The following is a 25,854-nucleotide window of genomic DNA, read 5'->3' as shown; positions in this document are numbered from 1 at the left end:
ATTATTTCTCTAAAACCAAGCGGCTAACACGGACAAACCCAGGTAGATTGCCTTCAGCGATGTCCAAGTTTTCTACTTTTACGCCGTGTTTGTTTGTTAATTCATCCAACCAGCTGATCAATTGGTTAAACTCAACGCTATCTATCGTGAGTCGTAATGAGTCTGCACTGGGCTGCATTTTACTAATATCAATATCAAAACGATTACGAGTACGATTCACCACTTGGCTGAGATTGCCGGTGGCGATCACCTTCGTTGTACTGTTGGACTGTAATTTTGCGACACTTTTACTTACCCAATTCACTAACTCATGATTGCGTTTTAACTTGGCTTCGGCATCACTTACCGCCTGGTTTAACGGCCTAAATACCACCATTACCAAGAAGAAAACAATAAATACGGCGCCTGCAATGAGCAATAATCGCTGCTCTTGTTCTTTTAAAGATTGCCAATAATTCAGAATTTGTTGCTTCATGCTGCACCTCTGATCCGGATCTCACCGACGACAAAGTCGCCATCATTGTTCAGCGCCCCTTGCTCAACACTGACACCACGCTGCTCCAAAATGGCTTTGACTTGGCCAAACACTTGGAACTCTTTCGCTCTAGCGCGGATCCTAAGCTCATTTCTACGTCTATCATAGCGAAAGCTTTGAGGCGTAAAGGAGTCGACTTCGTCGTAAATCGCCACAAAATGATTGGTGAGTTGCAATAAGCCGCCTTGCTCAGTGCCTGACAAAGCAGCTAAATCATTTTTGATTTGCACTCGCAATAAATTAGGTCTGACTACTTTATTGGGGAATGCCTGTTGATACATCGCCACCGCTTGCGCTTGAAGTTGCTCAGCTTGTGCACTAACAACATAAAGTTGCGTGCTTTTTATAGCAATAAAGCTGACCACAGCCACGCTTGCTGCAATAAGGCCACCACGCCAATCACGCCACCATTGTGGCTGCTTTTTCTTGGCCGCAAATGGGCCCTGACGGAGGTTAAACTCGATGGCATTTAACTGCTTGGCGAACAGCGCCAAGGGCAAATCATATTCTTGCTGCTGCGCGACCAATTCGACCTCTTCAGGCAAGCCAGCTGCAGGGCTATAATGCACCAGTTTCGTGGTGCCACTGATGGTTAAATAGTCTTGGCACCACTGCGTCTCAGCTGCACCAATTTGCCATTTATCGTGCCTAAATAGCCATTGCTCACCTAACTGTACCGCCGTTGTGGCTTGCTCTTGATGCGGCAGACATAAAGCTTCAGGTAAGGCGCGAGCGACATGAATGTCGGCCCCTTGCAACACTTCGAACCACTCAGCCAGCCACGCTTTATTACATAAGGCGACGTCAATGGTGTGCTGTTCATCTGCATAGCCTGGCTTACCCGGTGCAATAAACAAGCTATCAATGTCTGTTGCCACGTGTTCTTCAAGCATGAATGGCAGCGCTTGCTCTAGCTTACGATTCCATTTGGCAGGCAGCGTCAATGTTCTCAGTTGCACAGCGGTTGCAGGCAGCAGAAGCACGACCTGACGTGACTGGGCTTTTTCAGCCAAGGTGTGGAGCTGCTGGCTGTTTTCTAATTCGCCACTGGCAATAATTTGTTGTTGTTCTGTCGACCACACAAGCCAATGTATTGTTGCCTGGTGTGACTGATCCACTCGGATCAATAATTGCTCTGTCACTCTATGCCTCCAAATTTGCGAGCAAGCACATGCGCTTTACCGTTTTTTGTTTCTATAATTGATGTCATGGAAAAGCGTCGCTCATCAAACACCGCTGTTGCTCGCAACTGAAAATAGTTGCTGTTAATGGTAAAAATCTTGGAAGTCTTATTGGGGCTTTTCACCCCTTGATTGGCCACTTCCGTGTAAAATTCATTAATATCGTTAAAACCCTCTTTAGGTCTTGCGGCAATAATCGCATCCGCCCCCGATTTGGTTAGGCCGGGGATAAGCGCAGATAATAACAACGACTGCTCAGGTAAAAGGGTGTTTACGTTTATAGCAAGCTCTGCGTTGCCTGGAATAACGCAAATATAAGGTTTTACCTTCTCCATCACCAAAGGGTTAAAACCACGGATCACTCTCAGTTCGCTGACAGAAGCCATTAAATTGTTGGCGGTCAAGTACGGCATTTGTCGAGACATATACTCGTCTTCTTCTGCCCCAGAGCGGTAGGTGATGCTGTCTTCGTCTAGCCAATCGTAAACGCCATCCGCAAGTGCCTCTTCGCTTTCATAGCTGGGTAAATCATCAATATTTTTTAACAGCTCCAATAAGGCGGCATGTGCCGGGTTGATGTTTTTACCACCGAGCTGTTGTGAGCCTTGATTCGTATTGTTGTTTTGCGCTTTCGCGCGCAAAGCATTGAGGTTTAAACACGCTTGTAAATCGGTTATTTTGCCACTGAGCGTGCCATGATCCACTGGGTATGGGATCTCTTCCCTTGCCCATGGTTGATCCAAGTTGATGCTATCAGGATCGTCTTTTTTTACTTGTACCAAGGCTCGCTTGGCAAGTTCCTCGGCGCCATAGCTATACCACTTTGCTTGTTGCTGGGTCTGAATATTGGTCGCTTTTTGCACTTGCACCATTAAGCTGTTTGCCATGTCTGCTGCAATGGTAGCCGCTAATGCGACAATAAATAACACAATAACGAGTGCCGCACCTTGTTGTTTTATCATGGCAGCAGATCCTCGTCACGTTCACCCGTTCCGGGAATTAAGAATAAACGCGTTATTGGATCACTCTCGCGTTGCTGCAAAGTCACTCTTACTGCTTTGGGTAAGGCTTTTGCCCGCCAGTCGCTTTGCCATTCCAACTTATCATCTAAAAATTCAAACTTGAGTTCTTCAACGTCGTGTAAAATAACTTGAGATCGTGGCTCAGTGCCGTCCAGCTGATCGACATAAACGCGATAGATGCGCTCTAAATTATCATTGATTACGCGATATCCCACCGCTTGAAGTTCTGAACGCGGTAGTAAATCAATCGGATTGGTCCACCCATCACGGACAAATGCAATGCCATCAAATTGGCTATTTAATTCATAGCGGCCATGTATTATGTGAGTAGGGCTGAAGTCACCGGCCTCATTGCGCACTTTACGCTTAGTTATTTGGTTGAAATCTTGATCCATTAGCCGGAAGGTTGTTTGTAATCCTTCCATTTCCGCTATTTTTTCTGCCGAAGCTTGCTGAGCATTGAGAGTGGAGTCTAGAATTTGGTGCGTAGCGGTGACCACTACAGCCAAAATGGCTAACGCCAGCAACACTTCTATTAGGGTAAAACCAGACTGCCTATTCACCATCACCACTACTTACCTCGATACATAAAAGTAGTGATGTCATAAATTGAGTACTGCAGCTCTGGGTCGCGAAACACGTGCACGCTGAGCTTTACAAAACTGGGATCGGCGGTTTTTTCCACTTTTTGCTGCCAATACCAAGTCACGCCAGCCATTTCCTCTTCCCCTTTGCTGCCGTTGCCCCCTTTCCAGTTGGCGCCCTGGGCGCGTATAAACACCAAGCGATTTTCTGCCACCCAAGATGCATAAGTTTGCTCTTCAAGTGAACCTATGTGGGTGATGTGTTCGCCTGTCGCCTTCATGGCCGCGATTCCTGCCACCGCGCAGATACTCAAGGCCACCATCACTTCGAGTAGGGTAAAGCCGACACTGTTACTGCGTTTCATAGTTCAGGCTCCCGCACCAAGCCAACCGGCGCCATAAACTCTCCTTCAACAAAGTAAAGAGGTTCTGTTAGTTCAGTGTTCTCAACTTTTAAGCGAAAGGCGCTGACTTCACCGGAAGATAAAATAAGCACTTGGGGGATCTTTAGCTTCTTTAACTCCAACAGCTCATCCTCATCGCCACCACTCATCAACTCTCGCCAATTGGCTTGCTCTAACAAGTTATCTTGCGACCAAGGTAAATCCTCTAAAATGAGTTCAACCTCGTACTGCTTGGGAAATTTAATTGCTTTATAGATGTCATCGGCTTCGAAGGTGGTCCATTTTTCACCATCAAACACCAAAAACTCAAGGGTGTCTTTATCTAGATGAAGTCCTAATTCGACTTGGTTGAGCACCGCAAATTCTGAGGCTAAGTTGATGGTTCCTTGCACTCGCATCGCCATCTTTTCTAACTCTTCTTCATCACTGTCACTGACGGTGTAGGTAATTAAGTTAACCGAAAAGGCAATGATCACCAAAACAACGAGGACTTCAAGTAGACTGAAGCCCTGCGCTTTGTTGTTTTCAGAAATAGGCGAGTACGACAACATCTATTAACGTTCGTCTTCAGTATCCCAGTTACCGATATCGTCGTCGGTGCCCATTTCACCATCCGGACCCATTGAGAAGATATCGATTTGTCCCATTTCACCTGGGCTAACTAACTGATAGTAATTGCCCCATGGATCTTCTGGTAACTCAGAAATAAATCCACCTTCAGGAAAGCGGCGCGGCACTGGATCGATACTGGTTTTCGTCACGAGTGCTTCCAGGCCTTGCTCTGTAGTTGGGTAACGCTTGTTTTTCAGCTTGTACATTTTCATTGCATCTTCAAGCTGACGAATATCCAAACGCGCCTTCTCTTTTGCTGCTTCTTCTTGTTGGCCCATGACATTCGGCGCCACAATAGACAAAATCATACCGATGATAACTAATACCACCATTACTTCTAAAAGTGAGAAACCTGATTGCTTTTTCACAATATTTACCTCAATGCTGTTGTTGATAGCCACATTCTGATGGTGACTGTTCCTTTTTGACTACAATCCTACGGCTTTGTTCATCGCCATAATTGGCTGCAGAATCGCCATAACGATAAAGAGTACAATAATCGCCATTGTCGCTATCATCGCAGGTTCTAGCAATTTCAGCGAGACATTTACCATACTTTCAAACTCTGTTTCTTGGTTATTCGCGGCGCGCTCGAGCATTTGCTCCAACTCTCCTGATTTCTCACCACTGGCAATCATATGCAGCATCATGGGTGGAAACATTTTGGTTTGCTGTAACGACGCTCTGAGACTTGCACCTTCACTAACGCGGGTTGCCGCTTCTGCCACCGAGGCTTTAATTTTCTCGTTCTCGAGTACTTGTCCAGAAATTTTCATTCCTTCTAATAAGGGCACCGAGCTGGATGACAAAATACTGAGGGTTCGTGCAAATCGCGCCGTGTTTACGCTTCGAGCCACCTTCCCTAAGCCTGGTAAGGTCAGTAGTTTGCTATCATACCAAAAGCGGATCTTAGGGTTTTGCAGGGCCTTTTTAGCGCCATAAGATCCTAGCACAATCACCGTAAGACTGATCATCCAGTAATTTTGCACAAAGTTACTAGCAGCCATTACCCACTCGGTAGTCCAAGGCAATGCTTGCTTTGACTTTTCAAAGGTTTTTAAGATTTTAGGTACCACAGTGCCGAGCAATATAGACACAATCGCCACGGCAAAAATAACCAAAATAATCGGATACACCATGGCTTGCGTAATTTGGCTGCGCATGTGCTGTCGTTGCTCAGTGTAATCAGCTAGACGGTTTAACACTTGGTCCAAATGCCCAGACTTTTCCCCTGCGGCCACCATGGAACGATACAAGTGATCAAACACATGAGGAAACTCAGACATGCCATCGGCCAAGGTATAACCTTCTACGACCTTCGAACGCACTGCCATCAACATGCGCTTGAGCCTTGGCTTTTCGCACTGTTCAGCCACAGCCATCAGAGCCGCTTCTACCGGCAATGAAGACTGGATCAAGGTCGCTAGCTGGCGAGTAATAAGGGCAATATCCGCCACTGAAGGACGGTAACCTTTAAATAAAGTAAAGCCCCCTTTGCTTTGCGACTTTTCTTTTTCTGCAGCCGGCAACACCTCAAGCGGCATCAGCGCTTTTTCGCGCAGCATCTGCCGTACTTGTTTCGCGGTATCGGCTTCTAAAATGCCTTTCTTTTCTTTGCCTTTACCATCTAAGGCGCGGTACTCAAACGCAGCCATTAACCTTCCTCACGCGTTACCCGCAGTACTTCTTCAAGGGTTGTCTGGCCAGCCAATACCCGCGAACAACCATCTTGGCGAATACTTGGAGTGTGCTTGCGGATGTACTTTTCCACCGCTTGCTCGCCTTTACCATTGTGAATAAGTTCACGAATGGGCTCATCAACCACTAATAATTCATGAATACCAGTTCGGCCTTTATAGCCATTGTAGTTGCATTCTTCACAGCCTACAGCGCGATAAATTTGGGTGTTGCTATCACTAGCAACGCCTAGCAGCTCACATTCCCGGTCATCGGCTAAGTGCGGCTCTTTACAGCTAGGACATAAGGTTCTAATTAGACGCTGTGATAGTACTCCGAGCAGCGAAGAACTCAGCAAGAAAGGTTCCACCCCCATGTCTTCCATTCGGGTGATCGCCCCTGAGGCAGTATTGGTGTGCAGGGTTGATAATACTAAGTGACCCGTTAATGACGCTTGCACCGCGATTTGCGCAGTTTCTAAATCTCGGATCTCCCCCACCATAACGACATCGGGGTCCTGACGGAGGATAGCCCGTAAACCTCGAGCAAAGGTCATGTCTACCTTAGGATTCACCTGAGTTTGGCCTATGCCTGGGATCTCATATTCAATCGGATCTTCTACCGTTAAAATATTACGATCCTTAGAGTTGATTTGCGTCATGCCCGCATACAAGGTGGTACTCTTACCAGAACCTGTTGGACCGGTTACCAAGATGATGCCATGGGGTTTGGCAATAATATCGGCAAAGGCATCACGGTTGGCTTGAGTCATACCGAGGTCTTCTAAATCTAGGCGAGCGTTATTTTTATCTAATAGACGCAAGACCACGCGCTCACCAAAGCTCGATGGCATGGTCGACACCCGCACATCCACAGCTCGACCCGCAATTCTTAGGCTGATACGACCATCCTGCGGAATGCGCTTTTCTGCAATATCGAGCTTGGCCATTACTTTAATACGCGAAACCAACAACGAGGAGAGCTTGCGATTGGGTTTAAGTACTTCTTTGAGCACACCATCGACACGGAAGCGGATCACCAACTCTTGCTCGAACGTTTCAATGTGAATATCTGAGGCCCCTTCTTTAATGGCCTCACTCAACATGGCATTGATCAATTTAATAATCGGGGCGTCATCGTCCGCAGCAAGCAAGTCTTCGGTTTGCGGTAATTCTTCGGCCAACGAAAACAAATCCATCTCGTTACCAATGTCTTCCATCATCTGCTGAGTTTCTGAGCTATCGCGTTGATAAGCCGCCTCTAGCATATGTTCAAAACGGTCGGCATCGAGCTCTTCTAGCACAAACGGTTGTGCTGCAACCCGGCGAACTTCGGTAAGGGTATCAAAGTCTAATGTGCCTTTGTGGAACAGGGTTAAGCGCTCTTCGGCTTGACTTAACAGCACCCCTTTACGACGTGCAAATGAAAACGGTAAGCGCAGCGAGAGTTCAGCCTCACTGACATGCTCATCAGCAATCGCTTCAGGTTCCACCTCGCTGCTTTGTAGCTGAGCTGCCATTTGCTCAGCTTCAGCGCCTAACTCAGACGTGGCTTTTTCCTCAATCATTTTCACGCTCTTGCTTAGTCTGCTCTTTTAAGAACTCTTCGTACGTCGGCGGTAACTCGAGTTTGTCATTCCACTCAGGTAACACTGGGGTTTGCTCGAATGGCATTAACTCAATGCCATCTTCGCGGTGGTTTAGTTGCTGACCACGAATAAAGTTATATTTAGAGTGGCTAATTTCGTTCATGCTGCGACTGTCTCTGACAATCGTCGGGCGAATGAATACCAGCAGGTTACGTTTCTCTTTTTGCGTACCCGTAGATCTAAACAAGTGGCCTAATACAGGGATGTCGCCAAGCAAAGGTACCTTAGAAACACTTTCTTGCACCGTTTCATCAATTAATCCGCCCAAGATAACCATACCACCATCATCGGCAATAACGGTGGTGTTAATGGCGCGTTTACTGACTCGAATATCAACCGAGGTGGCGCCTTTGACGCTTGAAACTTCTTGCTCAATGGTTAACTGCACCGCACTGCCGTCATTGATTTGCGGGGTAACCTTAAGTTTAATACCCACCTCTTGGCGGTCGACGGTTTGGAATGGGTTGGAGTTGTTATCACCAGCAGCAGAGCCAGTAACGATAGGCACTTCTTCACCCACAATCATAGACGCTTCTTCATTATCCATGGTGGTAACCGATGGTGTTGCAAGAATATTGGAGTTGGTATCCGATGACACCGCTTGGATAATAGCACCCCAGTCATTCTTAATAATACCTGCAGCCAGTCCGTTAATACCACCCAACAAACTAGCTAGCGCATTGTAATCACCGCGCTCTGTGGTGGTGGTGTTAGAGACGTCGTTGTCATCCGTACCAACAATGGTGCCTTTAATTTCACGATCACGTGCTTGCTCTGCGGCCACCGCTAATGAGCCTACTGGTACTGTGTTGCCATCGTTAAACTGCAACATGCCGCCTTGCTCTGAGATCCATTGTAAACCTAAGTTAATACCATCGGCTTCAGAGACCTCAACCACAATGGCTTCTACCAATACCTGCGCACGGCGGATATCAAGCTTTTTAATCACTTGGCTTAGTGAGCGCATGGTATCAGGCTGGGCTGTAATAACCAAAGAGTTCGAATCGGGGTGAGCTTCAATGCTGGTTTCGTTTTTACTGCCACTGCGCGTACGCGTTTTTTGACCACTCGACTGCTCTTCTTCAATCGATTTACTTACCCCCTGTAAGACCTTTACTAAATCTTCAGCTTTGGCGTAATTAAGGTAGAAAACTTGAGTGTTGCCTTGTGATTCCAGTTCATCGTCAAGGCGTTTAATGAGCTCCGCAGCACGGCTTCTGGCCTGTGATTCGCCACTGACAATGACGCTGTTGGTACGCGTATCTGAAACAATTTTTGGGATCAAAAAGTCAGGAACTCCGCCCTTGCCAGAATCTTGAAAGATCTTTTCAACCACCTGCACGACATCGTCTGCCGTGGCGTGTTTTAATTTAACAATATCCACGCGTTTATCACCGGCCTGGTCAACCGTTTTGATGATATCAACTAAGCGATTTACCGATGACGCATGCCCTGTCAGCATCATCACGTTTGCGGAGTTTAAATTCGTGACATGACCCCCATCTTTTTGGTCACTGAACTGTCGGATAAGTGGCCCTAGCTCTTGTACACTGACGTTTTTCACACGCACCACGCGAGTGACCATAACATCGCCATTACCAAGCCCTTCGCCTTCAACTAATGGCACATTAGACTTTTTACCATCGGAGCTACGCACGATTTTGATGACGCCACTTTCCATTTCGATAGCGGAATAGCCATAGACCTCGAGTACGTTCAAAAAGAACTGATAATAAAGTGATTCATCCATTAACTCGTAACTGCGCACATTAATATTGCCACGCACATTGGGGTCAATAATAATGGTCTTGTTTAAGTTCTTACCAACGATGTTAATGAACTCATTGATGTCCGTGCCTTTAAAGTTCGCGGCATATTCAACCGCAGAAACGGAAAGTGAAAGACCAGCAGCAATCAAAAGCGTTGCATACTTAGCTAACCCTTTTCTCATTTTTGTGAGGTGTAGCTTCTTACCCATTATTCTTAAACTCCAAAATTAGTAACTTTACAGGCTAAACTGCACGTCCATCACTTGACCGTCCCGCTCGATCGTGATGCTAGCATCGGTACTGGTTCTCAGCTCATTCATTGCTGACATGGCCTGTTTCATATCGGTGAGTTGAAAGCCATTGATGGCTATCGCCAAATCGTTTGCTTGTAGGCCGGCTTGCTTGAATAGTTCCGGGTTTTTTCCCGGTGTTAAGCGGTAACCAACTAACTCACCATTGCGCTTTTCAGGCGCAATATTAATGTATTCAAATAACTTCCCAGGATCCTCTAATAACTCTGCACGACGACCAGAAAGCACACTCGGGCTGGTTTTCTGTTGTGTATTCGGCACGATGCTGCTGCGCGGTTGGGTCTTGGCTTTTACCGGCATGGCAACGGTACGGCTAAACTCAAGGCCGTCTAACATCAGGGTTTCAAAACGGCCACTGACATCTAAAATCACCCGATCTGGCAATACCTGAGCCAGTTTTGCTCGAGTTCCTTTTATCGCTTGTTCCACACTGTATGTTTCTTGATGACCTTGCGATTCAATAATGGCTAAACCAGCACCATCGTCTTGGCTTACTGCCACAATGCCAGTTAATCGTACATTCAAGGTGGTTTCAGGGGCGTCGGAGACCACAGGAGCAGGTTTTGCAACTTCCCCTTCGGCTGCTTTACCGAACAGGTTATTAGCAATAATGTTGTTACTTGAGACGCCACCGCTTGATTGGCTGTAAACCTGAGAGGCTGAGGCTAAAGGTTGCGTTTGAGGAACTGGCCACAATAACCAAAACAGCTGCGAAAACAAAAACGCGACATAAACAACCGAAAAGATAACAATGGCATAGCTCAGTTTGGCATGCGGCAACTTAAGCCAAAACCGTTGAAATTGTTGTAACTGTAATTCCATATAATACTTTTCTTATTCTCTTGAACGCCCCAGTGTACCGCTTCGCTTATTTTTCAACAAGCGTGTAATTGTTAAACTTTTAATTAAATCGGTACACTTGAGAAACTCGTCGATAACCGCGCACAGCTCGAACTCGGTTCGTTCTATTAATCGATAATGATACGCCGCACTTCGCTCTTAGCATGATGCTATTAGCTTTGTTTGCAAGGCGAAATATGCTAAATTTATGGGGTTAATTTTCACCCTAAAAAATAGTTAACGAATTGTGACAAAACTCCAGCAGGAAAACAACCAAGCAGAACAGAAAGTTCGCCTTGATAAATGGTTATGGGCGGCTCGCTTCTATAAAACCAGAGCCCTGGCACGTGAGATGGTGCAAGGAGGTAAGGTTCATTACAACGGTCAGCGCTGTAAGCCCAGCAAGAACGTTGAAGTAGGTGCACTGATTAAACTTGCCCAAGGCTATGAGGAAAAAGAAGTCACAGTCCTCAAAATAATGGATAAACGCCAAGCCGCTCCGATTGCCCAAACTCTTTATGAAGAGTCTGAAGCAAGTATTGAAAAACGAACCCAAAACGCGCTTGCACGCAAAAACAACAGTTTATTTGCGCCTCGTCCGGCAACCAAGCCAGACAAAAAGCAGCGCCGTGAATTACTTAAATTGAAGTCAAACTAGGATTTTCATTAATGCAGACTGATTTACTTCATCGTTATATTTTTGACAAGCTTGATGTCCGTGGTGAGCTTGTACAGATAGAACAAACCTTCAGCGACATCATCAGCGGTCATAATTACCCAGAGCCTGTTCAGCAGCTTTTAGGCGAGCTACTTGTTGCGACCAGTCTATTAACTGCGACACTGAAGTTCGAAGGGGACATTGCGGTCCAACTTCAAGGTGATGGAGCGGTAAAATATGCGGTGATCAATGGTAACCACAAGCAACAAATGCGAGGGGTTGCGAGAATGCAATCAGAGGTGTCTGGTAGCTCAATTCAAGAGCTGTTTGGCAAGGGCCACATGGTGTTCACCATTACTCCGACCAAAGGTGAGCGTTACCAAGGCATTGTTCCTCTTGCTAAACCAACGTTAGCAGAGTGCTTAGAAGAATACTTTGAACAGTCTGAGCAGCTAAAAACGCGTCTGTGGTTTGCGACCCGCGTAAATAACGACAGCGTAAAAGCAGCTGGGTTATTTTTACAAGTACTGCCGGTTGATAAAGAAAAGTCATTGGCGGACTTTAAACATTTAGAAGCGCTTAGCAATACCATCAAAGACGATGAGTTGTTGGAGCTAGACGCAAACACCGTGCTGACTCGCTTATACCACGAAGACAACCCGCAGCTGTTCGAACCACAAGCCATTGAGTTTGTCTGTGGCTGTAGCCGTGAAAAAACCGAAAATGCACTGGCCAACATTGGCCTTGACGCATTAATGGCAGATATAAAGGAACAAGGTGAGATCAATATCAGTTGCCATTATTGTTTGAAAAATTATGTCTTTAACGAGCAAGATATTAAATCGATTTTTAACTAAATCAGCTTTTAGCTCGACATAGTAAATAAAACCGCTGAAATTAGCGGTTTTTTTATCCCCAAAAAGTGATACCGGTGTCATAAAAAGCCTTAAATTTATGACACCGGTATCATTGAAATTATTCAAGTTTTTTGCTGTTTTTATGCAGTTTTAGCCCCTTCAAAGTCTCGAATATCTCAATTCCATCTGTTACTATAAAATCAGCTTAGGGCAAAAGTACCCCAGAGCTATCCCGTTCAACTCTCACTTTTTAGGTATAAACATGACTTCAAGCGCTACTCGTTTTGTCGATTTAACTGCAGCTGAACTTGTCGAACACGCGATCCGCCGTGGCGAGGGCACTTTAGCCGCAAATGGAGCTTTTGTTGCAAAAACAGGTCGCCGTACTGGACGCTCTCCTAATGACCGTTTTATCGTTAAAGAATCAAGCACAGAAAATGACATCCAATGGGGCAATGTCAACCGCCCGTTTGATGCCGATAAATTCGATGCTTTATGGGCTCGCGTTGAAGCTCACGTGCTTGAAAATGACCACTTCGTCTCTCACCTTGAAGTTGGCGCTGATTCTGAGCACTATCTACCAGTAAATGTGACCACAGAAACAGCATGGCACCATATTTTTGCCAAGAACATGTTTATTGAACCTAAAAACTATAATGCTGCTGATTTACCTGAGTGGCAGGTAATGAATGTGCCGTCGTTTGTATGTGATCCTGAACGCGATGGCACCAACAGCGATGGTACGGTTATCATTAACTTCGCACAACGTAAGGTACTTATTGCTGGCATGCATTACGCAGGCGAGATGAAAAAGTCGATGTTCTCGGTGCAAAACTTTTTGCTTCCAGCAAAAGGCGTACTGCCAATGCACTGCAGCGCGAACGTTGGTGAGGCAGGCGACACCACGCTATTCTTTGGCCTTTCTGGTACCGGTAAAACCACTTTATCGGCCGATCCAAAACGCTTCCTTATTGGTGATGACGAGCACGGCTGGGCGCCTGGCAGCGTATTCAATATTGAAGGCGGTTGCTACGCTAAATGCATCGATCTTTCACAAAAGAATGAACCAGTAATTTGGGATGCCATCCGTTTTGGCACTATCTTAGAAAACGTCGTGCTCGATGAAACTCGCACCCCTGATTACACCGATTCAAGTTTAACGCAAAACACTCGAGCGGCTTATCCACTTGAGCACGTAGAAAAGCGCAAAGAAGAGAACCGTGCTGGTGAACCGCGTGCCGTGGTCTTCTTAACCTGCGATGTTAGTGGTGTATTACCGCCAGTTTCTATCCTAAGCGAAGAAGCTGCTGCCTATCACTTCCTAAGTGGCTACACTGCAAAAGTAGGCTCAACTGAGATTGGCTCAACATCAGATATTGAATCCACCTTCTCTACTTGTTTTGGTGCGCCTTTCTTCCCTCGCCCTGCTGGCGTATACGCCGAGTTGTTGATGAAACGTGTACGTGAGTTTGGTGCTAAGGTGTACTTAGTGAATACTGGCTGGACCGGTGGCCCTTACGGTGTAGGTAAGCGTTTTGATATTCCAACTACTCGCGCAGTGATTGATGCAATTGTTAACGACACACTGGAAGGCGTTGAAACACAGCATATTGAAGCGCTTAATCTAGACGTGCCAGTGGCTGTTGAAGGGGTTAATAGTGAATTGCTAAACCCAGTCAATACTTGGCAGGATAAAGACAAATACGCAGAGTATGCAGCGAAGCTGGCAACAGACTTCAAAGAAAACTTTGCTAAGTATGATGTCTCTGAGGCGATAAAAGCAGCGGGTCCACGCGGCTAAGCCACCCAGTAAGATTCCTTTATCAAAAGCGCCCCTCGTTGGGCGTTTTTTTGTGTCTGCTCATTCCATCACTTTATTCTGCCACTAGGATTCAACTGCCACTGCAGTAACCGCAATCGTACAAAGTTCGAGCTCTACTGCACCAAATAATCCAAGTAAAAAGTGCTGCTAAATAAGGTTTGCATGCTTAAAAAAACGCGACTTAATTAAGCAAAAATAATGAACTTGAGTAAACTTCAACCAACAAACCTTAACCTACCATTAACTTTATGCTTTCATATCAGTGCTATTGACTAACGTTTAAGGAAAGCTAATGAAACTAAGACTAAAAAAGAAGCCACTCAAATCACTAAGAGCGGATCAACTGCAACGAACAGTAACACAGCAGATAGCGGCAGGAGAGTACGAAGTCTCTAAAATTGACTGCAATAGTTGGCAAGTCTGCAACACCCACCCTGCGATTTGTGAATCTTTGGGAATGTGCCCTAGCTAGAAAACTGATAGACAGTAAAGGCGGCTTCAACGCCTTTACTGTAATTCAGCCAGTGAAGATTCTGGCAAAAAGCTTTATTGCCGTGGTCATTAATTGCCTAACTGAAATAGGAATAATGGTTACCAGTGCAACCCCCTGATGAAAGTTTGGGTTCACTTGGCAATACAGTGCAATTTCTGGCTTTTGACTGGCTCTAAACTGACTGATTTCAGCTGCGCTGTAACTGACATGCCGACCCACTTTGCGCAAGCAACGCATGTTATTGCCGGCGCTGATTATTCCCTCTGGGTTAAGCTTTTCATAAAGGGAGGCTACCTTAGGATTAAAACCTGTTTGACTGGGGTAAACGATAGCAATATTCTTGGCCATAGCCCGAAACATCGCAGGGCTCAGCATGGTATCGGCGTAAACATGATGCCGCCAAGGGCGCTGAGCATAATGCTTGATTGCTTCGACAATAGAAAAGGCAAAGGTATTGTTCTTGCCACGGTGGTGGGCTAAAAATGCCGCTGATGCACCTATTACTACTTGCCGTTTAGACATATCAGTAAAAGTCAGCAAGCAATACCCCACCACCAGGTTATCTTCAAAGTACAGCCGCAAACGCCGCTTTGAAACAGCCGGATCATCAAAGTATTGCTGATAATAAGCATCCGCATCAATGCCGTTAAATGAAGCGACAATGACGGACTTTATTTGCATCACCAGCGGCTCTTCGAGGCAACCTGGGGTATAGCTTACACTAAGGATATTTTCTGTTGCCAAGGGCAGTCCTTTATTGCGAGCTGTATTTTTTCGCGATGGGCAGTGAAATCTGTGCTATTAGGCCTCCCCCTTCGCGGTTGCGCAGCTTTACCCGGCCGCCATGGGTGGTGATAATGCGTTTAATAATGGCAAGCCCAAGGCCGCTGCCTTCACTGCCGCGCGCTTGATCCCCTTGTTTAAAGGGCTCAAATACCGACTCCAATTCAGACTCAGGAATGCCCGGGCCACGATCCATCACATTTACCAGTACCGCGCGGTGTTTTGCGCTGTATTCTGTGGTGACCTCAATCGCTTCTTGCGAGTAACGAATAGCATTTTCAATCATATTCGTCACCACCCGTTTAATGGCAACCGCATTCATGACCACTTCGGGTAAATGGGCTTCTGCTTGGAAATGTATTGGCCGTTGATGTTGCTGTTCAGCATGAACGACCTCTTCAACGACGCCATTAACATCGCCGCTGACCATTTCGGCACCATTATGATGACGCAAATATTCAATGAATTGATCAATAATGGCATTCATGTCTTCAATATCGTCAATGATGCCATCACGCAAATAGTCTTCCTCTTCCGACATCATCTCGGTGGCTAACCTAATCCGAGTTAATGGCGTACGTAAATCGTGAGATACCCCAGCCATTAATAGCCGCCGATCGTTTTCCAGTTCGGCAATGCCTTTAGACATTTTGTTAAACGCCCGAGTCACTTCTATTACTTCCGTTGAGCCCTCTTCCACTAAGCGGGTTGAAAAGTCACCATCACCGACTCGACTTGCAGCCACCTGCAACGACTTTAATGGCTTATTCAGGTGTCGAGCAAATAACCAGCCTCCAAGCACACTGAGAAAACCAATACTGGAAAGGTAAAAAATCAAAAACTCCATTTTTGTTTCACTCAGCCCAGCTAAAGGTACTCGTACCCAGCATCCTGGTGCTTGTGGTGTCTCAACCCAGTAAACCACAGGGTCGCCTTGACTGATCCGCACTCGGGCAGAGCCATTGAGCTGCTCAGACATACTGCGTGATAGTAGCGTATACTCTTTTGCTTGACCGAGGCCATTACGATAAGCATCCCGCTGTGTCATCACCTCAATGCCGGTAATTTCAAAGAACTTACTCGACAGGCTAGAGTCCACTTCGACGCCGTCTTCCCAGTCAATGAATACCGTTTTTACTTGCTTAGCCAGCATCAAGTTGACCTGTTCAAAGGTGGGTTTGAACACATAGAGCGTTACCGTGACATAAGAAACGACCTGGTTTATGAGCAGTAAAGCACCGACAAAAAAGACGGTTTGCCCAAAGGCACTACGAGGTAACATAAGACTACTTCACGCCATCGGGCACAAAAACGTATCCCAAACCCCAAACGGTTTGAATATAACGTGGATTGGCGGCATCGTCCTCAATCATCCGACGTAAGCGCGACACTTGAACATCAATGCTGCGCTCCAGCGCACTGTAATCACGGCCTCGCGCTAAGTTCATCAACTTATCACGGCTGAGTGGCTCTCGGGGATGGCTAACCAATGCTTTAAGCACAGCGAACTCACCACTGGTGAGCGAAATCGTCTCATCACCGTGTTGCATTTCTCGGGTTGCCAAGTTGAGTGTGAAGTCACCAAAACTGACCTCGTTTTCTTCCGCCGCGGGAGCCCCTGGGACCTCTTTGGCGCGACGGCGCAATATTGCTTTAATCCGTGCCAATAACTCCCTTGGGTTGAAAGGCTTAGGAATATAATCATCCGCCCCTAACTCCAAACCGATGATTCTATCCACTTCATCGCCTTTGGCGGTCAGCATAACAATGGGGATTTCATTTTCTTTTTGCCTCAGACGACGACAAATCGATAAACCGTCTTCGCCCGGTAGCATCAGGTCGAGTACCATTAGGTGGAAATTCTCTCGCTCAATTAAGCGATCCATTTGCTCGGAATTGGCGGCGCTTCTGACAATGAATCCTTGCTCAACCAAGTAACGTTCAAGCAAACTGCGTAAGCGCATATCATCATCAACAACTAGTACTTTGGTGGTTTCGTTTCCCATTTACTTTCTTCTATTTATAAGTCTGAAAAAGTGATTAGCTTGCTGTTACAGCGAAAATTAAGTAAACGCTGTGCATGCTTTCAGCATGGTAATATTATTATTCTTAAATATAATTGAATTTCACTACTTTAGACACCATACATTGATACTAGATTGTTACCGAACATTACAAGACATTTAACACCAACCATGGCCTTATGAAGACAAATTTAATCACCCCGGAAGGTTATCGTCAGTTGCAGCAAGAGCATGACCACTTATGGTTTGAAAAGCGCCCTGAAATCACCAAAATTGTGAATTGGGCTGCCAGCCTAGGCGATCGCTCTGAAAACGCCGATTACACCTTCAATAAACGCCTACTGCGGCAAATCGACCGCCGAGTACACTTTTTGCGTAAGCGTTTACCAGAGCTGAAAGTGGTCGCCTACGATCGTCAGCAAGAAGGCAAAGTCTTTTTTGGTGCTTGGGTTGAGGTGGAAAGTGAAGCCGGCGAAGTGCGACAATTTCGCATTGTTGGTCCTGATGAAATTTATGACCGCAACGACTACATCTCCATCGATGCCCCAATGGCAAGGGCGCTGTTAGGTAAACAGGTCGATGATGAAGTAGTCGTCCGCTCTCCACAAGGCGAACGACTTTGGTTTATCAATCAAATCGAATATCGTAGCGACACAGATCAGTGATACTATATTAGCCAGTAATTAGCTCGCGGCACCTTGGTAAGCCTGCCTCATCAGGTTAGTGCCACACGGCCATAAAACAGTTATAAGAGATTATAAGGATTTTGCATGAGCAATATCGCACAACGTTTAGCAACGGAATTGAGCGCTAAAGAGCAACAAGTAACCGCTGCTGTTACCTTGCTAGACGAAGGGGCCACAGTGCCATTTATTGCCCGCTACCGTAAAGAGGTAACGGGTGGCTTAGACGATACCCAGCTACGTTTGCTTGAGCAGCGTCTCAGCTATTTACGTGAGCTGGATGAGCGCCGTGAATTTATTCTTAAAACCATTGATGAGCAGGGCAAACTGAGTAGCGAGCTGAGCGCTGAGATCAATGCTGCAGAGAGTAAAACTGAGCTTGAAGACTTGTACTTACCCTATAAGCCGAAGCGCCGCACCAAAGGCCAAATCGCCATTGAAGCAGGGCTTGAGCCGTTGGCAGATGCCTTATTTGCCGATCCTAATCTCAACCCGGAACAACAAGCTTTAGAGTTTGTTAATGGTGATGCAGGTATTTCAGACAGCAAAGCCGCGCTTGATGGCGCTAAGTTTATCCTGATGGAGCGCTTTGCCGAAGACGCTAAATTATTAGCTAAACTGCGCCAGCACTTAAAACTTAACGCCCAACTCGAAGCCAGAGTGATTGCTGGAAAAGAAGAAAGTGGCAACAAGTACCGCGATTATTTTGAACACAACGAATTATTAAGCAAAGTGCCTTCGCATCGCGCTTTGGCTATGCTCAGAGCGCGCAATGAGGGCGTACTGCAGCTTAACATCAATCCAGAACCCAGTGCCCAAGACGCAGCGCAGTTTTGTGCGCAAATGATTGCGGATCACTACCAGCTTGCGGTATCAGGTTATACCGCCAGTGACTGGTTAATGAGCGTAGTACAATGGGCCTGGAAAATTAAGATCGCCTTACACCTCGAAAACGAGTTTTTGGCCGCCATGCGTGAACGTGCAGAGCGCGATGCCATTGATGTCTTTGCCAAAAACTTAAAAGACCTGCTGATGGCCGCACCTGCTGGTGCAAAGGTGACCATGGGTATAGACCCTGGACTACGTACAGGCTGCAAGGTTGCCATTGTCGATGCCACAGGAAAGCTGGTAGCAACCAGTACTATCCATCCTCATGCACCGCAAAATCAGTGGGATAAATCACTGAAGACACTTGAACAAATGTGTCGCCAATATAAAGTCGAGCTGATCGCTATTGGCAATGGTACCGCATCGCGTGAAACCGATAAATTGGCCGCTGAGCTTTTGAAAAATGCCGCTGAGCTTAAATTAAACAAAGTCATGGTCAGTGAAGCCGGAGCGTCGGTGTATTCGGCGTCTGAGTTTGCCGCCAATGAGTTTCCAGATCTTGATGTCTCTTTGCGCGGTGCCGTATCAATCGCAAGAAGACTGCAAGACCCTCTGGCTGAACTGGTTAAGATTGAACCTAAGTCTATTGGCGTAGGGCAGTACCAACATGATGTTTCACAGAGTCAATTAGGGCAGTCACTGACAGCAGTTGTTGAGGATTGTGTGAACTCAGTGGGCGTTGACGTGAACACCGCTTCTGTTCCTTTGCTTACTCGCGTGTCGGGTTTAAACAAAACATTAGCCAGTAACATTGTGAAATACCGTGATGAGCACGGCTCATTTGCAAACCGCAAGGCACTAAAGAAAGTCGAAAGACTGGGTCCTAAGGCCTTTGAGCAAGCCGCTGGTTTCTTGCGTATTAGCAATGGCAGCGATCCGCTGGATGCTTCAGCAGTGCACCCTGAGGCCTACCCAGTGGTAAAAGCCATGTGTGAAAAGCAGAATATTGCCGTGTCTGGCATACTAGGTAACTCAGAGGTGTTAAATGCACTTGTTGCCAATGACTATGTTACCGATAAGTTTGGCTTGCCTACCGTTAATGACATCATCAAAGAGCTCGATAAACCTGGCCGCGACCCGCGTCCTGAGTTCAAAACAGCGCAATTCAAAGCTGGCGTTGAGGCTATCAATGACCTAAAAGTGGGAATGGTGCTAGAGGGCGTAGTATCGAATGTAGCAAACTTTGGTGCGTTCGTAGACGTTGGCGTCCACCAAGATGGTCTTGTTCATATTTCGGCACTCACCGATAAGTTTATCTCTGATCCTCGAGATGTGGTTAAGGCCGGTGATATTGTTAAAGTAAAAGTCATTGAGGTTGACGTTCCCCGTAAACGCATCAGCTTTACCATGCGACTGCATGACGAAGTTAATCCTGCGGCATCGCACAAACCCAGCCAGAAACCGGCCAAAGGTAAACAAGGTAATAAAGCGGCCAAGCAAAAGTCTCGCGATAATGGCAATGCTGCCATGGGGAACGCGTTCGCCGAAGCCTTTGCAAAATTGAAAAAATAGCACTGGTATAAGACAAACAGTTCGCTAATAAGACAAGCAAAGAAAAGCGCGGCTAACGTCGCGCTTTTCGGTTAATGGGGTTTTAACTCGTTGCTATGTAGCGACTTGCGGAGGAAAAGCCGCTGCTCCGGTTAAATTTCTACGGAAAGCGACGCCGGTTTATTCGGTGCCGCTACTTGATAATAGAAGTCAGAGATCCGTAACGCTCTGGCTTGAATTTCAGGATCGGGTTCAATGGGCATGGCAATGGCATGCGGATCCGCATCTTGCTTTAGCTTAGCCTGCTCACTTCCACTCTCGGCTGCTGCTTGCTCACCACTCAAACGTCGCGTTTGAATGCTCTGCACCCGCTTTGGTTTGTCTTGCTCTTCACCACTGATCGATTGCTTGGCAAGCTCTGCTTGGGCGCTTGACTGCTTCTGAGTGGCATCCGCGGCAATCGCGCGGTCAGCACTAGAGGGCTCAGCAGGAGCCAAAGCAGCGGCTCTTACGGTTTGCATTTTTTCAATGGTGGCTTTTGGGTCGCCTTCGATAGGTCCAACATCAATCATTACCTCACCGCCAATGGCGTAGTTTTTGCCATCAGGGCCACGTTGATATTCATAGCTGGGGGAGCCAGCATATTGCCCTCCCACTCTGGCGTGAGCTTGCTCATGTTGGCGCACTTCACGGTCTCGGGCTTTGAGCTCCTGAACTACTTGCTCATCTTGCTCTGCCTGTTGCTGTTCCTGCTCGTTCTTTTCCTGCTGCTGACCCTGCTCTTGTTCGCCTTCTTTTTTCGCATTTACCGATTTATCTTGCTCGGCCTTACCGGTGGCATCGTATACCTTGGCCTCGTCGGCATTGGCGGAACGACCTTTATCGGCATCAGTGGAGTTTTTATTTTCTGCAAACGTAGGATTACTGGCCGCGGGTTTAGGTATAACTTCGCGTAGCTGGTTGTCGCGTACAGCGGTTTCGGTGTACACGTTGGCAGTGTTGAGATTCATCGCCGGCGGGGGCGTTACAATGTTCATTACACTTTGATATCAATTAACGTTCCCAGTGCTTCGTCAGCCGTACGTATGGTCTGAACATTGGCTTTAGCATTAAACTCTTCAACTTTTAATGCCACCACAGACTCAGTCAAACTTGGCGTTTCACTCACTGGTGCAGTTGTGGCTTCATCACTGCTTGCTGCTTGTAACTGGCGTTGAGAAGCCCTTTCATCTGCGCTTTGTTGCTCAACTGTGGCACGGTTAATATCTGCACTGGCTTGGGCAATGCCCTGCGCAGCGCGGTTATAGCCGTCAATACCGTTATTTAATACATCACCTATTGGCATATTACCACCTAGATACAGTTACATTTATTGACTAATTATTGCGCAACCAGGCAAGAAAAGAAAGTAAAAGCGGCAATTTTTTGCCGCTTTTACTTATATTAGGCACTAAATAATTGTTTTTAGAAGCGATATAAATTCATCTTTGTGTGAAATAAACGGCGCATGTGAGGCTTTCGCCATCACGTGAGCACGAAAGTTTGCGTTAAGCTTGTGCATATCGTCAACGACCGCAGCCGGCACCAAAGAGTCTAAGCGTCCAAAAACCCCTGCCACAGGCTGCTTTAATTCACTAAAAGCCACTCTTAGGTCTAATGACTGCAACATGTTAAGTCCACCAGCAAGCGCTTGTTGCTGTGGTGCTGGCAAACTTGCGAGTAATTGCCGTAACTGCTTAATGTCTTCTCTAGCGTGTTCACTTCCCATGGCTTGGATCGCCAAAAAACGATCTATGGTTTTATTACTATCTCGCTGTAGCTGGGTAGCAAAGTTTGCCAACACATCGGGCTTAATTCCAGGCCACTCGCTGCTTTGACAAAAATAAGGAGAGGCACATACCAGCACCACCTTACTCACTTTATGGGGGTAGTGATGCGCTAAGTAGAGGGCAAATAGCCCTCCTAACGACCAACCGACTAAAATACTGTGGTCTGGCAATTGCTCAGCCAGTTGCTCTGCGCAAGCTGTGATTGAAAAGCCACTGGTGGGGAGCGCCTCGCCACCAAAACCTGGTAAATTCAGTGCTTGTATTTGCAATGATTTATCTGTTGCCAGCGTTTGCTGACATAATTGCCAGACGGCCTTGTTCATCCCCCAGCCATGGAGGAAAACCAGCTGTTTTTGCATTTTTTACGTCTCTCTACCAAACTTGAGGGCAATGATAGCTAACCAAGGATGGAAAGCAATGACGTTATTATCTCACCTGCTTGAGCGTTGGCACTCGCGACGTTGTTTATGCTGTACTCTGCCGGTATTGGGGGCACAATTGTGTTCTTCTTGCACTGAGCAGCTGCAGGCTTTTTCCGACTACCATATCAATCTTATTCAACACCCAGATGTTGAACGTATCGTCGCAATACCCCATTGCGATGGCTTAACCGCAGCATGCTGGTATCAGCGCCCGCAAAGCCAATGGGTACGAGGAGTGAAGTTTCAGCAACAAAAGCATTACCAATTGGCTTTAACCGTGCTTGCGACAAAATTGTGGGGTCGGTTTCAAGTTGAGGCCCCTTTCACACCGGACATTGTTTGCTGCTTACCTTTGCATCCAGAGCGCTTAATTAGGCGCGGTTACAACCAAGTTGAGCAGGCTTTTAAGTGTTTGCCATTACAACCAAGTGTTTTACGACGTAATAAAAAAACACGACCGCAAAGCCGTTTGAGCTTAGCTCAGCGGCAACAAAATGTAACGGCTGCGTTTTCACTTAACCAGCCGCTGCAAGGTAAAAAAATAGTGCTTATTGATGATGTTATCACCACAGGGGCGACCATAGAATCGGCCGCCAAAACATGTAAAGAAGGTGGAGCTGATATGGTGTGGGCCATGGCGCTATGCCTCACGCCATATCAGGCAAAGGATTAACGTGTGGCTTTGGCAAAAAACAGTGTATTACTCAGCAATCGGCTAGAGCCATACCAGAACCCTCTAAACACTGGGTTATCTGTCATTCCGATGGCAACGCCCTTACCTGCCTTAGTGGCAATTAAGACGGAACTGTCAGCAATTTGCGAAACATTGGTCTTATCAGCATAGCCTGCAAGCAGGGGGGCTTTGGTATATGACAGCGCCTCAATAAAGGGTTTGCCATCAGAGTACATAAGCCAAGTGCTATTTTTGAACACCGGCAACTGACTATCTGCAAAACCATAAGCTAACGGATGAGTTAAGTCTAAACGAGCATCAAAAATAGCACCGGCAATGCGCTGTCGTGCCGCTAGGCTATCGCGATCAGCAAACCGTAACCCTTGGCTAGTAAATTGTTCACGCATTTCATTTCGCGATACCATTTTAGCGTCTAATAGCTGCTGCTCAATTAGCCACTGAGCACCGCGTTTTTGACCCCAGATCACCCCACCTTTAGCGACCCAGCTATGCAGCTGCGTCTTGGCTTTGTCACTGAGATCTTTATAGTTACCATTCGCCAACAAAATATGACTGTAACGGGATAAATCCACCGCTGCTAAGTCGCTTTTTTCGATAATACTCGGTGCCAAAGCCACATGACGGTCGAGGTGATACCATAGTTCGCCGACTTCATATTGGCTTACCCCTTCACCACCCACAATAAGTACCTGAGGGGCTTTAAGCTGCAGCATTTGTCGTGAACCAAAGTCTATTCCGTTGGTGGTGAGACCTGAGGTAATCCCATGCACAGGAATATTGAGTTCTTGTGCTGTCGAAGTCAGTAGCTCAAACCACTCTGCGTTATCCTGAATACCACGAGCAACCACCAGCGTGCCAGCAGCAAAGTCACGCTCGCTCGCTGTTGTTTTGGCGGTAAATGGTGACATCGCCGCGGCGACTTTTACCCCTTGTTGCAACAGTCTATTGGCTAGCTGTGGTGCTAAATAGTGTTGCCAATCAATAGCATAAGCATATTTTCCTGGACTTGGAGGTAAACTCGCTATGCTCTTGCTTGGTAGTACATCACTTACTTCGATACCCCAGCTACTTTCTACTGCAGCAAAATTTAGATCAAAGGCATAAGGTAACGTCCAACCAGAAACATCATAAAAGGTGTTATCGGCAAAATTGGTTTGGGTACTAAATAACGCTTTAATTAAACGGTATTGCGGTTGCGCCAGTGGCACAAAAAGATCGCCTTGGTGATACTCACCATCTTTGATTTCTTTGCTCTTAGTTAAGTACTGCACCTTAATATCATGCTGCTGCAGTAGCGATTTAAAAGCATCAAAGCGATAGGCATCGTTGCCTTTCGCCACCACAAAGCCATAGTTATCATCTTTACTACCAAACTCTGTCGCCTTGGCATAAAAGTTTTGCTGATAATCTAATAATGCTTTTTTATTGGCTAAGCCGGCTTTAAAGGTAGAAAGACTGGTCGTCACCTGATTTTTTATTGTTTCTGGAAAGGTTAAAACACCATATTGGGTTTCTTGTTGGTGACCTCGGCTGCTGGCTTGTTCAAATAAAATTCCCACTGCACCGTTAACGTCGGGATAAGTCGAGCCCTTGCCATAATAAAAGTCATCGAAACTTTCTTGAGTAAAGTAAAGTTTGCCTTGAGCGTCTAAGGCATCAGCATGAAACTGGCCAATGGTATTGGTTAAGGTCACGTTTTGCTGCGGAGTAATAGGGTGCGTGCGTGACGGGATCCCAGGTTGGAAGAAGTAAGTACTGTTGGGGCCCATCTCATGGAAATCCGTTAACACATTCGGCTTCCAGTGATGAAATGCCTTAATCCGAGCACGTGATTCAGGGTGCTGCAGCAATAGCCAGTCACGGTTTAAATCAAACAGATAATGATTGGTGCGACTAGATGGCCATGATTCATTGTGTTCACGGTGTGCCGGATCGGTAGATACCGACTTACTGCGATTGCTGTTGGCCCAAGTGGCAAAGCGAGACAAGCCATCTGGGTTAAGCGCGGGATCGAGTAATATTACGGCATTATCCAGCAACGCATCAATGGCTTTGCCCTCTGCTGCAGCAAGATAATAGGCAATTAACACCGCAGCATTACTGCCTGAAGATTCATTGCCGTGCACACTGTAACCCATCCACATCACCAAAGGCTGCTCAGTTCGTGCTTGCTCTGAACTTAACGAGGTAATGTGCTGTTGGCGAATTTGTTCCAGCTGGGTTTGCTGCTTGCTCGAGGTGGCTCGCAATAAAACCAGAGGGCGCTGTTCGTGGCTGTAGCCTATAGTTTCGATGCTGAGTCTCGGGCTTTGCGCAGCAAGGGTTTGCAAATATTGTACAATTTGACCATGGCGCAAATGCCAATCTCCCACTTGATAACCAAACGCCTGCTCAGGCGTAGTGATCGCGGGGTCAAACTGAACTTCATCATCAAAGTAATAGTCGAGTGGCTTGGCTTGCACCACGCAACTCAACAATAGTAAAAAGCTAACGATTAAGCGCATATTGATTTCCTTTAATTTTGTATACTTTTGACGCTACCAAGTACACCGGAAATTACCAAATTTTTACGTTGAACACTGGCGACAACACGATGAGGAGAGTATGATAACGATTAACCGAGTAAT

General features: G+C 46.5%; 25 protein-coding genes. 7 read left to right on the top strand and 18 right to left on the bottom strand.

The window, feature by feature from the left end; all coding sequences use genetic code 11:
- Position 1: 1 nt before the first annotated feature.
- From R3P39_RS15005 to gspC, 11 genes are read right to left on the bottom strand one after another with little or no spacing between them, the layout of a single operon-like run.
- On the bottom strand, positions 2-475 hold the full coding sequence (locus R3P39_RS15005) for a type II secretion system protein M (protein WP_336568448.1): 474 nt from the start codon (positions 473-475) through the stop codon (positions 2-4).
- Positions 472-1,677, bottom strand: coding sequence for a type II secretion system protein GspL (gene gspL, locus R3P39_RS15000; RefSeq protein ID WP_336568446.1), 1,206 nt, complete (start codon positions 1,675-1,677; stop codon positions 472-474). Before gspL ends, R3P39_RS15005 begins: the two co-directional genes overlap by 4 nt.
- Positions 1,674-2,678: a type II secretion system minor pseudopilin GspK gene (gspK, locus tag R3P39_RS14995; protein ID WP_336568444.1), complete on the bottom strand. Its 1,005-nt coding sequence runs from the start codon at positions 2,676-2,678 to the stop codon at positions 1,674-1,676. Before gspK ends, gspL begins: the two co-directional genes overlap by 4 nt.
- Entirely contained in the window at positions 2,675-3,304 is a 630-nt protein-coding gene (gene gspJ, locus R3P39_RS14990; protein ID WP_336568443.1) for a type II secretion system minor pseudopilin GspJ, read from the bottom strand. The genes gspK and gspJ overlap by 4 nt, the downstream gene beginning before the upstream one ends.
- 5 nt (positions 3,305-3,309) lie before the next feature.
- Positions 3,310-3,687: a type II secretion system minor pseudopilin GspI gene (gspI, locus tag R3P39_RS14985; RefSeq protein WP_336568441.1), complete on the bottom strand. Its 378-nt coding sequence runs from the start codon at positions 3,685-3,687 to the stop codon at positions 3,310-3,312.
- On the bottom strand, positions 3,684-4,277 hold the full coding sequence (gene gspH / locus R3P39_RS14980) for a type II secretion system minor pseudopilin GspH (RefSeq protein WP_336568440.1): 594 nt from the start codon (positions 4,275-4,277) through the stop codon (positions 3,684-3,686). The genes gspI and gspH overlap by 4 nt, the downstream gene beginning before the upstream one ends.
- A gap of 3 nt (positions 4,278-4,280) precedes the next feature.
- On the bottom strand, positions 4,281-4,706 hold the full coding sequence (gene gspG, locus R3P39_RS14975) for a type II secretion system major pseudopilin GspG (RefSeq protein WP_336568439.1): 426 nt from the start codon (positions 4,704-4,706) through the stop codon (positions 4,281-4,283).
- A gap of 60 nt (positions 4,707-4,766) precedes the next feature.
- Complete coding sequence (gene gspF / locus R3P39_RS14970) at positions 4,767-5,993, bottom strand: type II secretion system inner membrane protein GspF (RefSeq protein WP_336568438.1); 1,227 nt, start codon at positions 5,991-5,993, stop codon at positions 4,767-4,769.
- Positions 5,993-7,582, bottom strand: a complete 1,590-nt coding sequence (gene gspE, locus R3P39_RS14965; protein WP_336568437.1) for a type II secretion system ATPase GspE — start codon at positions 7,580-7,582, stop codon at positions 5,993-5,995. Before gspE ends, gspF begins: the two co-directional genes overlap by 1 nt.
- Entirely contained in the window at positions 7,575-9,641 is a 2,067-nt protein-coding gene (gene gspD / locus R3P39_RS14960) for a type II secretion system secretin GspD (protein WP_336568436.1), read from the bottom strand. Before gspD ends, gspE begins: the two co-directional genes overlap by 8 nt.
- Positions 9,642-9,668: 27 nt before the next feature.
- Positions 9,669-10,565 (bottom strand): type II secretion system protein GspC, encoded by an 897-nt coding sequence (gene gspC / locus R3P39_RS14955; RefSeq protein WP_336568434.1) that lies wholly within the window; start codon positions 10,563-10,565, stop codon positions 9,669-9,671.
- A gap of 265 nt (positions 10,566-10,830) precedes the next feature.
- On the opposite strand from gspC, the gene hslR reads away from it, so the two are divergent.
- The 4 genes from hslR to R3P39_RS14935 all read left to right on the top strand — a co-directional run bounded on the left by hslR (position 10,831) and on the right by R3P39_RS14935 (position 14,392).
- Positions 10,831-11,241: a ribosome-associated heat shock protein Hsp15 gene (gene hslR, locus R3P39_RS14950; RefSeq protein ID WP_336568433.1), complete on the top strand. Its 411-nt coding sequence runs from the start codon at positions 10,831-10,833 to the stop codon at positions 11,239-11,241.
- An 11-nt stretch (positions 11,242-11,252) separates the two neighbouring features.
- Complete coding sequence (hslO, locus tag R3P39_RS14945; RefSeq protein ID WP_336568432.1) at positions 11,253-12,098, top strand: Hsp33 family molecular chaperone HslO; 846 nt, start codon at positions 11,253-11,255, stop codon at positions 12,096-12,098.
- 262 nt (positions 12,099-12,360) lie between these two features.
- Positions 12,361-13,899 (top strand): phosphoenolpyruvate carboxykinase, encoded by a 1,539-nt coding sequence (locus tag R3P39_RS14940; protein WP_336568431.1) that lies wholly within the window; start codon positions 12,361-12,363, stop codon positions 13,897-13,899.
- A gap of 313 nt (positions 13,900-14,212) precedes the next feature.
- Positions 14,213-14,392: a hypothetical protein gene (locus tag R3P39_RS14935; protein ID WP_336568430.1), complete on the top strand. Its 180-nt coding sequence runs from the start codon at positions 14,213-14,215 to the stop codon at positions 14,390-14,392.
- A gap of 45 nt (positions 14,393-14,437) precedes the next feature.
- Here the strand turns inward: R3P39_RS14935 and R3P39_RS14930 are convergent, their stop codons facing one another.
- From R3P39_RS14930 to ompR, 3 genes are read right to left on the bottom strand one after another with little or no spacing between them, the layout of a single operon-like run.
- Entirely contained in the window at positions 14,438-15,157 is a 720-nt protein-coding gene (locus R3P39_RS14930) for a hypothetical protein (protein ID WP_336568429.1), read from the bottom strand.
- A gap of 10 nt (positions 15,158-15,167) precedes the next feature.
- Entirely contained in the window at positions 15,168-16,478 is a 1,311-nt protein-coding gene (gene envZ / locus R3P39_RS14925) for a two-component system sensor histidine kinase EnvZ (protein ID WP_336568428.1), read from the bottom strand.
- Positions 16,479-16,482: 4 nt separating this feature from the next.
- Complete coding sequence (ompR, locus tag R3P39_RS14920) at positions 16,483-17,202, bottom strand: osmolarity response regulator transcription factor OmpR (RefSeq protein WP_336568427.1); 720 nt, start codon at positions 17,200-17,202, stop codon at positions 16,483-16,485.
- A gap of 197 nt (positions 17,203-17,399) precedes the next feature.
- On the opposite strand from ompR, the gene greB reads away from it, so the two are divergent.
- Together greB and R3P39_RS14910 are read left to right on the top strand one after the other, a co-directional pair.
- Positions 17,400-17,885, top strand: a complete 486-nt coding sequence (gene greB / locus R3P39_RS14915; RefSeq protein WP_336568425.1) for a transcription elongation factor GreB — start codon at positions 17,400-17,402, stop codon at positions 17,883-17,885.
- A gap of 105 nt (positions 17,886-17,990) precedes the next feature.
- Entirely contained in the window at positions 17,991-20,303 is a 2,313-nt protein-coding gene (locus R3P39_RS14910; RefSeq protein WP_336568423.1) for a Tex family protein, read from the top strand.
- A gap of 131 nt (positions 20,304-20,434) precedes the next feature.
- On the opposite strand, the gene R3P39_RS14905 is transcribed toward R3P39_RS14910, so the two are convergent.
- The 3 genes from R3P39_RS14905 to bioH form a co-directional block, all read right to left on the bottom strand.
- Complete coding sequence (locus tag R3P39_RS14905) at positions 20,435-21,319, bottom strand: putative metalloprotease CJM1_0395 family protein (protein WP_336568422.1); 885 nt, start codon at positions 21,317-21,319, stop codon at positions 20,435-20,437.
- Complete coding sequence (locus R3P39_RS14900; protein WP_336568420.1) at positions 21,319-21,627, bottom strand: hypothetical protein; 309 nt, start codon at positions 21,625-21,627, stop codon at positions 21,319-21,321. Before R3P39_RS14900 ends, R3P39_RS14905 begins: the two co-directional genes overlap by 1 nt.
- A gap of 105 nt (positions 21,628-21,732) precedes the next feature.
- A complete protein-coding gene (bioH, locus tag R3P39_RS14895) occupies positions 21,733-22,470 on the bottom strand; it encodes a pimeloyl-ACP methyl ester esterase BioH (RefSeq protein ID WP_336568419.1) in 738 nt (245 codons plus the stop codon).
- A gap of 58 nt (positions 22,471-22,528) precedes the next feature.
- Between bioH and R3P39_RS14890 the strand changes: the two genes are divergently transcribed.
- Complete coding sequence (locus R3P39_RS14890) at positions 22,529-23,206, top strand: ComF family protein (RefSeq protein ID WP_336568418.1); 678 nt, start codon at positions 22,529-22,531, stop codon at positions 23,204-23,206.
- On the opposite strand, the gene R3P39_RS14885 is transcribed toward R3P39_RS14890, so the two are convergent.
- Positions 23,203-25,731: a M14 metallopeptidase family protein gene (locus R3P39_RS14885; RefSeq protein ID WP_336568417.1), complete on the bottom strand. Its 2,529-nt coding sequence runs from the start codon at positions 25,729-25,731 to the stop codon at positions 23,203-23,205. The genes R3P39_RS14890 and R3P39_RS14885 overlap by 4 nt on opposite strands.
- Between the last annotated feature and the right edge of the window lie 123 nt (positions 25,732-25,854).

This window comes from Pseudoalteromonas sp. UG3-2 (assembly GCF_037120705.1).
GTDB lineage: Bacteria > Pseudomonadota > Gammaproteobacteria > Enterobacterales > Alteromonadaceae > Pseudoalteromonas.
Note: the sequence above shows the minus strand (reverse complement) of the source record. Positions and strands in the feature narration are given on the sequence as shown.

What these genes read in the sequence shown, in the direction of transcription:
- R3P39_RS15005 (WP_336568448.1), bottom strand. Translation starts at nt 475, where the DNA reads ATGAAGCAACAAATTCTGAATTATTGGCAATCTTTAAAAGAACAAGAG.
- gspK (WP_336568444.1), bottom strand. Translation starts at nt 2,678, where the DNA reads ATGATAAAACAACAAGGTGCGGCACTCGTTATTGTGTTATTTATTGTC.
- gspJ (WP_336568443.1), bottom strand. Translation starts at nt 3,304, where the DNA reads ATGGTGAATAGGCAGTCTGGTTTTACCCTAATAGAAGTGTTGCTGGCG.
- gspI (WP_336568441.1), bottom strand. Translation starts at nt 3,687, where the DNA reads ATGAAACGCAGTAACAGTGTCGGCTTTACCCTACTCGAAGTGATGGTG.
- gspH (WP_336568440.1), bottom strand. Translation starts at nt 4,277, where the DNA reads ATGTTGTCGTACTCGCCTATTTCTGAAAACAACAAAGCGCAGGGCTTC.
- gspF (WP_336568438.1), bottom strand. Translation starts at nt 5,993, where the DNA reads ATGGCTGCGTTTGAGTACCGCGCCTTAGATGGTAAAGGCAAAGAAAAG.
- gspE (WP_336568437.1), bottom strand. Translation starts at nt 7,582, where the DNA reads ATGATTGAGGAAAAAGCCACGTCTGAGTTAGGCGCTGAAGCTGAGCAA.
- gspD (WP_336568436.1), bottom strand. Translation starts at nt 9,641, where the DNA reads ATGGGTAAGAAGCTACACCTCACAAAAATGAGAAAAGGGTTAGCTAAG.
- gspC (WP_336568434.1), bottom strand. Translation starts at nt 10,565, where the DNA reads ATGGAATTACAGTTACAACAATTTCAACGGTTTTGGCTTAAGTTGCCG.
- hslO (WP_336568432.1), top strand. Translation starts at nt 11,253, where the DNA reads ATGCAGACTGATTTACTTCATCGTTATATTTTTGACAAGCTTGATGTC.
- R3P39_RS14940 (WP_336568431.1), top strand. Translation starts at nt 12,361, where the DNA reads ATGACTTCAAGCGCTACTCGTTTTGTCGATTTAACTGCAGCTGAACTT.
- R3P39_RS14935 (WP_336568430.1), top strand. Translation starts at nt 14,213, where the DNA reads ATGAAACTAAGACTAAAAAAGAAGCCACTCAAATCACTAAGAGCGGAT.
- envZ (WP_336568428.1), bottom strand. Translation starts at nt 16,478, where the DNA reads ATGTTACCTCGTAGTGCCTTTGGGCAAACCGTCTTTTTTGTCGGTGCT.
- ompR (WP_336568427.1), bottom strand. Translation starts at nt 17,202, where the DNA reads ATGGGAAACGAAACCACCAAAGTACTAGTTGTTGATGATGATATGCGC.
- greB (WP_336568425.1), top strand. Translation starts at nt 17,400, where the DNA reads ATGAAGACAAATTTAATCACCCCGGAAGGTTATCGTCAGTTGCAGCAA.
- R3P39_RS14910 (WP_336568423.1), top strand. Translation starts at nt 17,991, where the DNA reads ATGAGCAATATCGCACAACGTTTAGCAACGGAATTGAGCGCTAAAGAG.
- R3P39_RS14905 (WP_336568422.1), bottom strand. Translation starts at nt 21,319, where the DNA reads ATGAACATTGTAACGCCCCCGCCGGCGATGAATCTCAACACTGCCAAC.
- R3P39_RS14900 (WP_336568420.1), bottom strand. Translation starts at nt 21,627, where the DNA reads ATGCCAATAGGTGATGTATTAAATAACGGTATTGACGGCTATAACCGC.
- bioH (WP_336568419.1), bottom strand. Translation starts at nt 22,470, where the DNA reads ATGCAAAAACAGCTGGTTTTCCTCCATGGCTGGGGGATGAACAAGGCC.
- R3P39_RS14890 (WP_336568418.1), top strand. Translation starts at nt 22,529, where the DNA reads ATGACGTTATTATCTCACCTGCTTGAGCGTTGGCACTCGCGACGTTGT.
- R3P39_RS14885 (WP_336568417.1), bottom strand. Translation starts at nt 25,731, where the DNA reads ATGCGCTTAATCGTTAGCTTTTTACTATTGTTGAGTTGCGTGGTGCAA.